This is a genomic window from Paenibacillus sp. JT22N12, assembly GCF_056269365.1.
Window position 1 is genome coordinate 61,787 of sequence record NZ_JBWDNU010000011.1, and the last position, 12,963, is coordinate 74,749.

Genomic DNA, 12,963 nt, shown 5'->3' on the forward strand with positions numbered 1-12,963 from the left:
CAAGCTTAAATACCCTCGTGTAAGAATACAGGAATAAATATGTTCCTTAACTCACTCTAAAAAGACCCACAACATCCTCTGTTTCTACTTCTATTGATTTTAGCTTCCTCCCATCTAAGATGACATTCTCTCTGATTTGACTTGCAAATTGTATGTATTGACTCTATTGCTAACGTTTGATTCACCTTAAAGGGGGTGGTTATCAAAAAAAGACAAGCCAGATTTTGTTGTGTGCTTCTCGTCGGTTAGTGGTTTATTTGGTGTTTCTAAGAGTACTAGTTTTGTTATTGCTGTAAGCAAAAATGTATTCCAAAAATTTGGAGAAGATCCTACCGTTTTCTATTCCATTTTAAAGGAGTGTAGTAGACTTGGTCACAGCGAAAAAAACTAAAAGAACGTTCTCACTCGGGATGGCTTTCCTCCTGGCAGTGTCTATTGTTATTCCGGTTGGCGCTGCTCCTGCAGCGGCGGCATCAGACAAAGTCGATTTGCGATCTGCTTCCCCGGATTTGATTACGGCGAAAGTAGATTCCAAGCTGAACAAACTTTTTGAAGAAGACAAGTATGTGACTTATCTCGTCAAATTAAGTGAGCAGGCAGATACCGGACTTGCTGCTCAGAAAGCATTTGAACTCGCAACGGCTCAAAAGGCAACACCTGCGGCCGCGAAAAAGTCAGCAAGGACATCAGTCGTAAATACGCTTCGAGAGGCTGCAACCCGTACTCAAATCCCGATTCAAAAGTATCTGGATGCGCAGCAGGCATCAGGAGGAGTTAAGGAATACAAGAGCTTCTTTATCGTCAACTCCCTGGCTGTTACCAGTACGAAGGAAGTAGTGGAAGAACTCGCTCTCCAGCCCGGTATTGATAAAATTCTTCCGAACGAAGAACGCTTTCTCCAGGAAGTTACCGTGGACAAGAATGTTTCCACACCAAAGGCAAGCGCTGCAGCCAGCGGTTCTTCTACTGCTGTTAAGGGCTCCGAGGCAAAAGCCTCAGATTTTGACCCTGAAAACATCGAGTGGAACATTGCCCAAGTCAATGCTCCTGAAATATGGGAACAGGGAATCGATGGTTCCGGTATTGTTGTAGCTAACTTGGATACAGGCGTTGAATATACGCATCCTGCATTGGCAAGCAAGTGGCGCGGTTTGGATGCCAATGGCAATGTCGTGGATCCGGAGCTCAGCTGGTACGATCCGCACAGCGGTTCTTCGATGCCGACGGATGCTGAGGGTCACGGAACGCATACGATGGGTACGATGGTCGGTGCGGAAGAGGATGGCACCAATATTATAGGCGTTGCTCCCGGTGCGAAATGGATGGCGGTCCGGATCTTTAATCCATCTACAACGGATGCCATCATCCTCGACGGTGCGCAGTGGCTGCTTGCTCCGGTTGATGAGGAAGGGAATCTTCACCCTGAACTTGCGCCGGATGTTGTAAACAACTCCTGGGGCGGAGGTCCAGGCATCGACGAGTGGTTCCGTCCGATCGTACAAGCCTGGCGGGATGCTCAGATTTTCCCTGAATTTTCTGCAGGCAATACTACAATAACGAATCCCGGCGGACCTGGATCTGTTGCAAACCCGGCCAACTATCCGGAATCGTTCGCTACCGGGGCTACGGATGTTAACGGCAACCTGGCAGATTTTTCACTTCAAGGACCTTCTCCTTATGGCGAGATCAAGCCTGAGGTTTCTGCGCCAGGTGTAAACATCCGTTCATCTGTTCCTGGCGGCGGTTATGAAGGCGGCTGGAACGGAACGTCAATGGCTGGCCCTCATACAACAGCGATCGCAGCGCTCTTGCTGCAAGCCAATAATTCGCTCACTGTAGACGATCTGGAAGATATCTTGACGGAAACGGCGACGGAAAGAACAGATAGCAATTTTCCGAATTCGCCTAACAACGGTTATGGACATGGTATCGTAAATGCGCTTGATGCGGTTGGTTCTGTCCTTCAAGGCGTTGGATCTGTAACGGGCCGCGTAACCATTGATGGAGATGATCTGACAGCGCCTGAGCTCGAGCACACGGTAGTTGAGACCGTTTATGCGGGACTTGATACCGCAATTACAATTGGTGCGAGCGATAATGTAGGAGTAACAGATGTCAGCGTATTTGCTAGAATTAAAGGAACGGGTCTCTATGGTTACATACCAGCGGAGCTCACTTCCGGAGATGGGTTAAACGGGACTTACCGGGCAGTGATTCCTGCTTCACTCATTGAAGAACCGGGACTTGAATATTACATTCGTGTCAACGATTACGGCAATAACGGTTATGATACGAAAGTATATTCTGTAACTGTACTGGAAGGAATTGAACCTGGTTATTTCCAAGATTTCGAAAGCAATTCTGTTGGATTCCTGCCGGACTTCGAAAACCCATGGGTATGGGGAACTCCCGAAAGCGGTCCTGGAAGTGCATATTCCGGAGACAGTGTTATGGCAACGAATTTAACGGGCACTTATGCACCGGGCTCCAGCACGGCCTTAATCGCACCGCCAATCAACCTGGTTGATGTGCCGGAGGGCGGATTGTTATCCTTTAAGCAATGGTATGACCTGGAAGATAACGGAGATTTTGGAAGTGTTTATATCGCAACGGAAGACAGCGGCTATGAGTTCGAACAGCTGCTTACTTTCACCGGCAGCAGCGAGGCATGGGTCAACCAATATATCGATTTGACAGCATATGCGGGTCAAAAAGTATATATAGCTTTCTTGCTGACTTCCAATAGTTCGATTGAAGGCGAAGGGTGGTATATTGACGATTTCTCCTTGCAGCTGCCAGATGAAGAGGCTCCGGCTTCCCCGACAGAGTTGACGGGAACACCTTCCATTCTTGGTGACGTCACCCTGAACTGGACTGCTCCGGCAGAGGAAGATTTGAAAGAGTACAATGTTTACCGTTCTGACGTTTCAGGCTCAGGTTATGAGCTTATCGGAACGACTGCTGACACGACTTATGTGGACAGCATCACGATTGAAGGAGACGCCGCAACTTATTATTATGTAGTCAAGGCAAAAGATTACAGCGGGAATGAAAGCGCGGCTTCCAACGAAATTTCTGTAGATGTTCAAGTGCCCGAATCGATCTTCAGTGATTCGTTTGACAGTGCAGACGATAACGGCTGGACGCACTCAGGCACGCATGATGAATGGGAACGAGGAGTCCCTTCTGCACCCGGGCCGGCTGCTGCTGTGAGTCCGCCTAATGTATGGGGAACGGATCTCGACAGTACCTATGAAAATGACGCCAACTTCTCCTTGGTATCGCCTGTCATTGATTTGACTGCAAACAGCAATGCAGCTCTTACCTTTAACCAATGGTATGAAATCGAGAGAAACTATGATGATGCATACGTAGAAATAACAGCTGACGGTGGTTCAACTTGGACGGAGATCGCTTATTTCTCCGATCCGAATGAAGGAAAACAATGGTCCCCTGTATTCATTGATTTAAATGACTACGTTGGAGGCGAGGTTCAGGTACGATTCAGATTCACATCAGACGGCAGTGTGACGAATGCAGGATGGTATCTGGATGATTTCCGGGTACTTGCAGTCGAAGCTCCTGAATCTACAGCAAGCGATACAAACTCCGAAACGGTCAAAGAAAAGGTTGTAGAGAAAGCTCCAGTATTAAGAGACGTCTCTGCTCCAGTATTAAGTGACTTTGCTGCAAGCAAAAGCATTTCGACACAAGGCGATTCGGTATCCAAAGAAGATGAGGTCGGGATCTTCAGTCTTCCTGTTTCAGCGACGGTAACCGTGGTTGAAACCGGACGTTCCGTACGTACAGACCCATACACGGGCCGTTACAGCTTCAATCATGTAGCAGGCGATTACAATCTGAAGGTGGAATCCTATGGATACTATCCACAAACGGTTCCGGTAACCATTGCGGATGGGCAGACGCGTTCAGTCAACTTCCAATTGGAGGCTGTTCCCCAGGGCACCATTACGGGTACAGTGAGGAATGAACGTACTGGAGAACCGATTGCTGACGCGGTTATCATGGTGATGGAGGACGCACAGGTAGCTCCAGTACGTACCGGAGAAGACGGAACATTTGCGCTTACCGTATATGAAGGAGAGTATAGCCTGTCCATCTCCGCACTGGATTACTACAGTAAATCCATAACAGTCGATGTTCCCGCAAACGGCACTGTAACGCAGGATGTTGATCTGAAGCCATTTATCGGCCATGCAGGCGAAATTGCTTACGATGATGGCACAGCGGAAAATGCACATGCGTTTTATGCTGCAGGTAATGGATGGGCCGTTCGGATGACACCGGAATCTGAAGCGGCTCAAGTGACCGGAGCTTCCTTCCGTTTCTGGAACACGGAATGGCCTGTACCGGGAGGGACAGAATTCAAGTATGCCATATATGATGCTTCGGGACCGGATGGCACCCCTGGACGTCAGCTCGCCGGACCATTTGATGGAACAGCTCTTCGCAATGATGAGTGGACGGTGGTCGAGTTTGCTGAACCGGTATCTGTTGCAGGTGATTTCTACATCGTCTACATCCAGACGCAGCCGGATCCGAATGCGCCAGGACTTGGTACAGACGAAAGCAGTACTGTTTCGGGGCGAAATTGGCAATTGGTCAGCGGAGTATGGTCACTTTCCCCTGTAGAAGAAGGAAATTACATGATCCGCGCAGCTGTACAGTATCCGGTCAATGCTCCAGTCTTCACATCACCGGCTGAGGATACTTACACCAATGAAGAAAGCATTACCATTACAGGTTCTTCTTCTGCCAATGGATCTACCGTTGTCATTTATAACGGGGAAGTAGAGGCAGGAACAGCAGTAGTGGAAGACAATCTGTTTGAAGCGACAATTGACTTGAATGCCGGTGCGAACGTTCTGACCGCTGAGGTATTGGTCGGTGAAGAGGTAACTGACCGCTCTGCGCCAGTCACCGTAACACTTGATCAAACGGCGCCTGAACTGGCAGTGACTTCTCCTGAGGATGGAGAGAAAACGAATGCAGAGGCGTATGCCGTCAGTGGTACGGTAACGGATGAATTCCTAAGTGAACTTACCGTTAACGGTGAGGCTGCTGAGGTCGCTGAAGACGGCAGTTTTGTTCACCGGATATTGATTAATCCGGGTGAGAATGTCATTACTGTAACCGCAACGGACCTGGCAGGCAATGAAACGACGATTTCTCGTACGGTGATTGCAGACTGGAATGCACCGGTGATCACGAATTTGAATCCGCTCACGGATGTGCATCTCACAGTAGGGGAAGCGGTCTATGTATCCTTTGACAGTGATCCCGGTCTTTCCGCTTCCTTCCGTATCGAATTGCCTGGAAACACGCTGTCCAGTTTCAACGAAACCGCGATGACCGAAACGACATCCGGTCATTATGAAGGAGCCTATATAACGCCGGAGTCGCTGCGCCTTGAAGGCGGAGTCATCGTCGTTAGAGTATGGGATGCCGCAGGCAACGAAATTGAAGCGACGGCCCTTGGCAGAGTGTATGTAACAGAGGACGGGGAAGAGCCGGCTCCTCCAAACCTTGCACCTGTAGCGCTAATTCAAGGACCAGATGCAGCTCAGCGCAAACGTGACGTAACATTTGATGGCACTGCCTCTTATGATGAGGACGGCAGCATTGTCTCCTATGAATGGAACTTTGGGGACAGATCAACAGGCAGCGGCGAAACAGCTGTACATGCTTATGCGAAAAAAGGAAACTATACAGTCGAGCTGACGGTTACAGATGATCAAGGTGCAACGAACACAAAAACCTTTGCCATTAGAATCCGTTAAACCAGTTTTATGAAAAAGAAGAGGTGTACGGGCTTTAGAGCCTGTACACCTTTTCTTTTTCAGTGCCGATAACTCTTATTTCCGCCAAAAAGTGGAACAGTCTGTCTTATCCAAAATATTAAACTCGATCATTTTCTCCAGTAATGAGAACTCAATCGGACTATCCCACCGGATACGTATCAGCTCCTTGGTGTGATCATAGCCAGCCTGCACAATTTCATCAGAAAAATGATTAATCCCTGTTCTTTCCGGGGCAACAGCCAAATGATGTTTGGCTACGCTAAAGCCTATTATAAATGTGCCGTGATCGGTAAACATAGGCTGATTCCATGCAATTTTTGGCATTAAATTTGGAAATTTCTTCGTTACCCAAGTCAAAACTTCTTCCGTTCTGGCCCGATGCTGCGTGTTATCAATATGCGCCAAATATTCTGCAAAAGCTTCCATTTGCTCCCTCCTGAAATAAAAATTATGTCGTTCAGAGAAGTTCCTCAAACCTCTAAACAACACCTATTATTCAAATTATAGAGCATAGAAATTGCCCCGAATAGATGGACACAGAGAAAACCTCTATAATAAATGATACAGGGATTCACAATGGGACAAGTGTGAAAGAACGCGGCAAACCAGACCAGGGATAAGCCACGATGTTAGCCAAAGGAGGGTATAGATGAGGAAACAATTAAAAAGCAAAGCTATTGTTATATTAATACTAATTACCTGTTGTATTCCCTTTCTTTTATATTGGTGGTTGTATCATATCCTTAATTCTTCATTGGTACCATGAAAGCCACAAAATCGTTTTTATGGTTTACTCTCCAAAAATTTGGCCAGGAAATAGGGTGTAATGAGCATCAGGCTGTCCCAATGAAATACATGTTTTTGAGGAAACAGAGGTGTGATCGTGATGTTAAGCACAAAAACGGAAAAAGAATGGGAGATTGATCCTATTTGCTTGCAGTCTCTACTGCAACGAATTTTTCAGTCCGAATATCTACAGTTATTAACGTGGACTTGCAGCCTGCTGGGAAAAAACAAGGAAGAAAGTTCGGTCTATAGGGTATCCTGCTCAGTTCTGGACAACGATAGAAAGCATAATTATGCCCTGATACTCAAAATAGTTAAACCCGATATTACGCGAAATCAAGTCGATCACTATAATTATTGGAAACGTGAAGCTTTGGTTTACCATTCAGAGATACTGAATCAGCTGCCGCCTGGTATAAGGGCGCCCATATGCCATGCAGTGGAGGAGTATCCTAATGGGGATGTGTGGATCTGGCTTGAGGATATAGCTGCTGAATCTATCCAAAGTGACTGGTCATTTAAGCACATGTGTAACATATCCTACTTGCTCGGAAAATATAATGGCGCGTACCTTACAGGAACTCATCTCCCGATTGAGTCTTTCTTATGTCACACTTGGATGCGTTCATGGGTAGAGGTTTGCACCGCTTATGCCAAATCCATTGAAAAGCAAAAAATTATTTGGGATTCTTGTTTGAAGGATTTTAAAGGTATGAAGAGCTCCACTTGGGAGATTTATCAGATTAATAGAACACGAGTAAACAGCTTGCTGGAGACATTGGAATTATTGCCGCGCGTGTTTGCCCATCAAGACGTACATTGGGATAACATTTTTGTAGAGCAATTGAATGGAAACGATTCATTAATAGCGATTGATTGGCAGTTTGCAAGCATTTCAGGTGTAGGAGAAGAACTCGGTCGAATGTTTGGATATGCATTAATAAAGAAGAAGGTTCCAATTAACAAGGCAGCAGAATATAAGGAAGAGTTGTTTCTAAACTATATGCAGGGACTTAGAGATATGGAGTGGAACGGGGATTCCAGACTTGCTCGTTTCGGTTTTACTGCAGCTGCGGCGTTCAGGTTTATTATGGTTATTGATAAGCTGATTTGTAACTTGGAAGTAGAAGATAGAATAAAACAGGAAGAAAAATCAAGTCATCTTTTTTTAGTTAGTCAGGCACTGCTTAAAATGGCAGAAGAGTCTTGGAACCTTAGAAGTGAAATAATATAGTTAATACAATACCGTATATCAAATTCCCAGAAGGAGCGTCACGATGCGAATAACCGAAATCAGGGAATATATCCCGGCGTTGTGGAAAGCGACGGACGTGTCAAAGATTCATAAAGGCTTCTCTTATGACGGGAAATATCTCGTTTACGAAGGCAGTGACAAGCCGGTTTACGTGCTTCGTACTGCCGCTTTCAATCAGAGCGAACGCAAACGCCGGGAGTTTGAGGCGGTAGGCCGCATACACGGACTCGGCGTCCGAACCTCGGAGCCAGTTGCATTCGGTACGGTCGAGGCGCTTGATTTATGTTACATGGTTTTGCGTTATGTCGAGGGGGAAGACGCTTCCGAGAGGCTGCCGCTAATGACGGCTGACGAACAGTACAACGTGGGTGTCGATGCCGGACGGGAGCTGCTTATGATGCACGAAGTGGAAGCGTTTGAGAACATGGAAGCGTGGTCAATGCGAAGGATAGCGAAGCACAACCTTCAATTGGCGGAATACCGCCGCTGTGGGGTCAAGCTGCCTGAAGAGGATGCGATTGTCGCTTTTATCGAAGGGCAATTGCCGCTAATGGAGGGTCGCCCGAACCGGTTTCAGCACGACGACTTTCATCCTGGCAATCTGCTTGTGCATGGCGGCGCTTATGCGGCGGCGATCGATTTCAACCGGTACGACTGGGGAGACCCGTATCACGATTTTCTGAAAATCGCCTACTTCAGCCGCGAGGTCAGCATTCCGTTCTCGATTGGGCAAATCGACGGTTATTTTAACGGAAAGATTCCGGAAAAATTCTGGAACCTGTATGCGCTATATTCGGCGCTGATTATGTTCGGAACGATCAGTTGGACACTCAAGGTCGTGCCGGCACAAATCGATTCGATGATGGCCCGCATCCGTACAGTGCTGGACGATCACCGGAATTTTGAAAGCGCTGTACCAACCTGGTACAAAAGTTAGTCTGGGCAATCCGTTAAGAAGGTGACTGAACTGGAAATTAACTATAGCTTGAAGCACACGTTCCCCTTTTTATTAGGGAAAAATATAATAGCCAACCACGGAGGGTCTATGGAACTTGAAAATACAATTTCTATGCTTGTTAACGGTCTGAAGCAAATAAACGGCGTGAGGGCTATTGTTCTTGGCGGCTCAAGAGCCAGAGGGAATCATACTCACAACTCAGATATCGATATTGGCATATATTACGATTCCAGAAGCGGTTTAGATATTCCTGGGCTTCAACAGCTTGCCGCCGGTATGGATGATGCTGGCAGACATAACTTGGTTACGGAGATCGGCGGCTGGGGGCCGTGGATCAATGGTGGCGGCTGGCTGGTTGTTAATCATTATCCTGTTGATTTTCTATATCGCGATCTGAACAAGGTATCTGACGTGATCGAGCAATGTCGCTCGGGGGAAATTACTATTGACTATCAGCCGGGGCATCCACATGGATTTATCAACTCGATTTATTTCTCGGAGATCGCGTTATGCCAAGTATTATGGGATCCTTCCGGTACTATTGGAGAAATGAAGACAAGAACGGTTCCGTATCCGCCTGAATTGAAAAAGTCCATGATTCACAAGTTTTTTTGGGAAGCGGCTTTTGCACTTGATAATGGGAGAAAGGGGATGTATAAAACAGATCTGGCGTACATCGCAGGGTGCTGTTTTCGGTCGATATCCTGTTTGAATCAGGTCTTGTTCGCTGTTAACGAGTGCTACTTGATGAACGAAAAAGGGGCTGTTGCAATTGCAGATTCATTTAGAATGGCACCAAGGCAATACTCCAAGAGAGTAAATAATATAGTCAGTTTAGTCACAGAGGATCAGGATTTTTTGGAGAAGTCCTTCAATGAGCTGCGTGATCTGATTGAAGAAACTAAGACTTTTATAAAGAACTAAATGGTTATGGATGCAGAGGAGGTTTGACGATGTCCAGGGGAAAGATTATTTATCATAGTGTCTCCAATCAGACCGGGTTATGGTTTGGATCTTGATCTCGTGTGTTCTTTCAATAAACGCTGTAAGTTTTTTGAATTATTTAAAAAAACGATTATTAGAATAAATAAAGACTGAGGTTCAGATTTAACTGGTAATGACTATAATAAGGTTAAATCAACCCATACGCTGAGGGAGCGAATTGATTTGACAATAAAACGATCGTTTGGATCAGGATCAATTGCATTATTTGTTCTAATTTCGGGATTTTTATTTAATTTTAAATTTCAAAACAACTTTATGAAAAGCCATTATCTGTTTCACTTGTTCAACTGGGATATATATACGAATGGAGACGTGGGTTTTCACATTCCGTTTATAGCCGCTATCATTTTTTGGTTGCCAACAGTGTTGATTTCAAAAAAATACCCCAATGATTTTGGTACATCTTTGAGTTATAAGGTAGGCGGATTTATGCTGGTTGCAAGCAGTATCGTTTTTACAGTTTTCTTATTGGGGACCCTTGTATAAATTACTAAAGGCTGCCGCGCGGCTGGCCTTCATTCGGCTAACGGATATTGTTTTGAAGGATACGAAAGCGGAATATTGATTCCTTCATAGGAACGTATAGGGAGGGTGGATCATTTGGCAGAAGATCAAGAAATACAGGCGTTAAAGGAGCGGATTATTATACTCGAAACAAAAATTGAAATGTTGGATTCGAAAGAACATGAACGCCCATTTTGGGTAAATGTACTTATTGGCTTTGCAGTTACATTGGGGTTTATCTTACTTCTTACTTTGATAATCCCAGCTATCTTGCTTAGCTTCAGCTAGGGCATCATGAAATTTGCGGAGCATAATAATTCTTCTTAAGGGGGGCCAGCAAGTAATGGGTTCGAGAATGATGCACCTTATTATTGCTAATCAAATAGCCGACCACTTTTCAATAAAAGATAAACCGGCATTTTTGTTAGGCGGAATTGTACCTGATGCAGTTTCTCCTAAAGATTTATCCCATTTTTTTGCCGGAAGCCATAGTGATTACACAAGGAGTATTGATTATGAAAAATTCATAAATAAATATAGCTCCCATAAGCATGCCAATTATATATTGGGTTATTATACACATTTAATTGCTGATGATATATGGTTAAAGGGCTTCTTTATACCTTGGTTAAAAAATAGACTTGAAAACGACAAGGACGTTTTGGATCGATATCATAATGATTTCCGTTTGTTAAATGGAAAATTATTGGACTATTACAACGTTGCAAACAATTTTACCCAGGTGATTACAAAAGAGGTTGAAATCGTTGAATTAGAAGAAGTCACAGAAAAAGATATAGAAAAATTTCTACCTGAGGTATTTGAAGATATGAATGTTGAACAAAGCTCAATTAAAGAGCAGTTGAGTGTGTTTACTTTTGAACAAATCGTCGGTTATATAGAGACTTCAGTTGAGAAGGGTGCTATGTATATTAAACATCTGATCCGATAGAGTTCTCCCGCTGGGCAAAAGAGGTTGACGCACCGGAAATCATCATGTAAGATTATGGCATCGACAAAGGAGGTGGGAGCTATGAATAAAAACCGCATAGATGTTATGCCGCAACTAGCCCCCCTTACGGAACAGATGTGCGTTTAGGATACGCCATACGCGTGTCCGCTCTATTCTGGCCATGGGCTGATTGCCCGTGGTCTTTTTTATGCTTTCAAATTCAGGCTTTATTAGGAGGCAAAACAGATGTTGAAATTATTCGAGTATAACTGGCAAGTTCGGCAAGACTGGTTCGCCTGGTGCCAAGACGTTTCTGAAGAAGAACTGCTCAAGAAGCGGACAGGCGGGATCGGAAGCATTTTGCACACGTTGTTTCATATCGTGGATGTGGAATTCAGTTGGATATCCGGTCTGCAAATGAAGCCGGAGTTCACGGAGCCATTCGAACCCTATGCCACCCTGCAGAAGGTGACGGAATTATCCGCCAGGTTTCACGAGGAAGTCCGTCCTTTTGTCCTGTCGTGGACCGATGAAATGGATTCGAAGGATTTAACGGAATTAACACCAAAGGGGGAACCCGTTACCTTCAAATATGGAGAAGTCATGCGGCATGTCATCGCCCATGAAATCCACCATATCGGCCAATTGTCCGTGTGGTCGAGGGAAGCGGGCAAAGTCCCCGTGACGGCTAATCTCATTCGCCGGGGATTGTTTTAATCCCCAATAAGCTGATTATCGGCAAGTACAATCAAACTTTCCCGGCGCGATAGTTTTAAAAAGACGAAAAAGGAGCTGGAAAGGCAGCTCCTTTTTCGTCTTTCTTTGGTGATGATTGAGCTAATGAGAGGAGAGTGGTTGAAAAATCATGATAAAATGTTTGTTTGTCAGCATTGTCGATAAATAGACTTTTTGATAAAATATTAGTTATTAAGCAAACATTTATAATGAATGTTTGTTTTTTAATTGACATAGAAAACGGAGGAGAGCAGCTGTGAACGATAAAAATATTCAAAGCATAACAGACTGCATCCGGCATACACTACATTTCCAGTTCGAAATCTCATGGAAAATGCTAGAGATTCATCTCGATGGCCTTGAAGATGAGGAGTATCTGTGGCGACCTGCTTCAAAGGGGCTTCATGTTTTTAATGAATCAGGAGTCTGGCGCGCAGATTGGCCGGAATCAGAGGCTTACGATATTGGACCGGCGAGTATAGCTTGGTTAACATGGCATATCATGTTTTGGTGGACAATGGTTCTTGACTATTCCTTTGGAAAAGGAACATTAACGCGTGAGGATGTTAGTTGTCCTGGCAACATCATCGAAACGAGGGAGAGAATCACACACTTGCGTCATGAATGGGAAACTGCAGTGGCCAAGTTGTTGGATGATGAACTTCTTTCTAACGATCGAACAAGATGGCCTTTCACCGATAAGCCATTTCATGCGCTTGCAGGCTGGCTAAATCTTGAACTTATAAAGAATGCTGCCGAAATCGGTTACTGCCGGTTCCTTTATGCCGCGGCAGTCCAGGACTGAACTGCACCCCGTCAAGCAGACAGTACAAAAAATACATTCAATTAAGCGGCCTTAGTCCTGTATTGCACCGGGCTGAGGCCGTCAAGTGGTTTACCTTATTTGTTCCCAGATATCCAAGAGCCTGGATAAAAAATCCTCATG

Annotated in this window: 10 protein-coding genes; 9 read left to right on the forward strand and 1 reads right to left on the reverse strand. The window is 45.1% G+C overall.

The features are described from left to right. The first annotated feature begins 368 nt into the window (after positions 1-368). Complete coding sequence (locus tag AC0YOA_RS29165) at positions 369-5,801, forward strand: S8 family serine peptidase (RefSeq protein ID WP_475789617.1); 5,433 nt, start codon at positions 369-371, stop codon at positions 5,799-5,801. 75 nt (positions 5,802-5,876) lie between these two features. On the opposite strand, the gene AC0YOA_RS29170 is transcribed toward AC0YOA_RS29165, so the two are convergent. Continuing rightward, positions 5,877-6,248, reverse strand: coding sequence for an iron chaperone (locus tag AC0YOA_RS29170; RefSeq protein WP_475789618.1), 372 nt, complete (start codon positions 6,246-6,248; stop codon positions 5,877-5,879). A 460-nt stretch (positions 6,249-6,708) separates the two neighbouring features. Here AC0YOA_RS29170 and AC0YOA_RS29175 point away from each other — a divergent pair, with 460 nt between their 5' ends. The 8 genes from AC0YOA_RS29175 to AC0YOA_RS29210 all read left to right on the forward strand — a co-directional run bounded on the left by AC0YOA_RS29175 (position 6,709) and on the right by AC0YOA_RS29210 (position 12,822). After that, a complete protein-coding gene (locus AC0YOA_RS29175; protein WP_475789619.1) occupies positions 6,709-7,842 on the forward strand; it encodes a hypothetical protein in 1,134 nt (377 codons plus the stop codon). Positions 7,843-7,885: 43 nt separating this feature from the next. Then, complete coding sequence (locus AC0YOA_RS29180; RefSeq protein WP_475789620.1) at positions 7,886-8,800, forward strand: phosphotransferase family protein; 915 nt, start codon at positions 7,886-7,888, stop codon at positions 8,798-8,800. Positions 8,801-8,908: 108 nt separating this feature from the next. Continuing rightward, on the forward strand, positions 8,909-9,745 hold the full coding sequence (locus AC0YOA_RS29185; protein WP_475789621.1) for a nucleotidyltransferase domain-containing protein: 837 nt from the start codon (positions 8,909-8,911) through the stop codon (positions 9,743-9,745). A 243-nt stretch (positions 9,746-9,988) separates the two neighbouring features. Then, positions 9,989-10,312, forward strand: a complete 324-nt coding sequence (locus AC0YOA_RS29190) for a hypothetical protein (protein WP_475789622.1) — start codon at positions 9,989-9,991, stop codon at positions 10,310-10,312. Between the two features lie 114 nt (positions 10,313-10,426). After that, the gene (locus AC0YOA_RS29195; protein ID WP_475768986.1) at positions 10,427-10,618 is read left to right on the forward strand and encodes a hypothetical protein; all 192 of its coding nucleotides are present in this window, start codon (positions 10,427-10,429) and stop codon (positions 10,616-10,618) included. Positions 10,619-10,673: 55 nt separating this feature from the next. Further along, the gene (locus AC0YOA_RS29200) at positions 10,674-11,282 is read left to right on the forward strand and encodes a zinc dependent phospholipase C family protein (protein ID WP_475789623.1); all 609 of its coding nucleotides are present in this window, start codon (positions 10,674-10,676) and stop codon (positions 11,280-11,282) included. Positions 11,283-11,528: 246 nt separating this feature from the next. Further along, positions 11,529-11,999 (forward strand): DinB family protein, encoded by a 471-nt coding sequence (locus AC0YOA_RS29205; RefSeq protein WP_210044431.1) that lies wholly within the window; start codon positions 11,529-11,531, stop codon positions 11,997-11,999. A gap of 274 nt (positions 12,000-12,273) precedes the next feature. Then, a complete protein-coding gene (locus tag AC0YOA_RS29210; protein ID WP_475789624.1) occupies positions 12,274-12,822 on the forward strand; it encodes a DinB family protein in 549 nt (182 codons plus the stop codon). Positions 12,823-12,963: the final 141 nt, after the last annotated feature.

Coding starts and splice junctions, on each gene's coding strand:
- AC0YOA_RS29170 (WP_475789618.1), bottom strand. CDS start 6,248: ATGGAAGCTTTTGCAGAATATTTGGCGCATATTGATAACACGCAGCAT.
- AC0YOA_RS29175 (WP_475789619.1), top strand. CDS start 6,709: ATGTTAAGCACAAAAACGGAAAAAGAATGGGAGATTGATCCTATTTGC.
- AC0YOA_RS29180 (WP_475789620.1), top strand. CDS start 7,886: ATGCGAATAACCGAAATCAGGGAATATATCCCGGCGTTGTGGAAAGCG.
- AC0YOA_RS29185 (WP_475789621.1), top strand. CDS start 8,909: ATGGAACTTGAAAATACAATTTCTATGCTTGTTAACGGTCTGAAGCAA.
- AC0YOA_RS29200 (WP_475789623.1), top strand. CDS start 10,674: ATGGGTTCGAGAATGATGCACCTTATTATTGCTAATCAAATAGCCGAC.
- AC0YOA_RS29205 (WP_210044431.1), top strand. CDS start 11,529: ATGTTGAAATTATTCGAGTATAACTGGCAAGTTCGGCAAGACTGGTTC.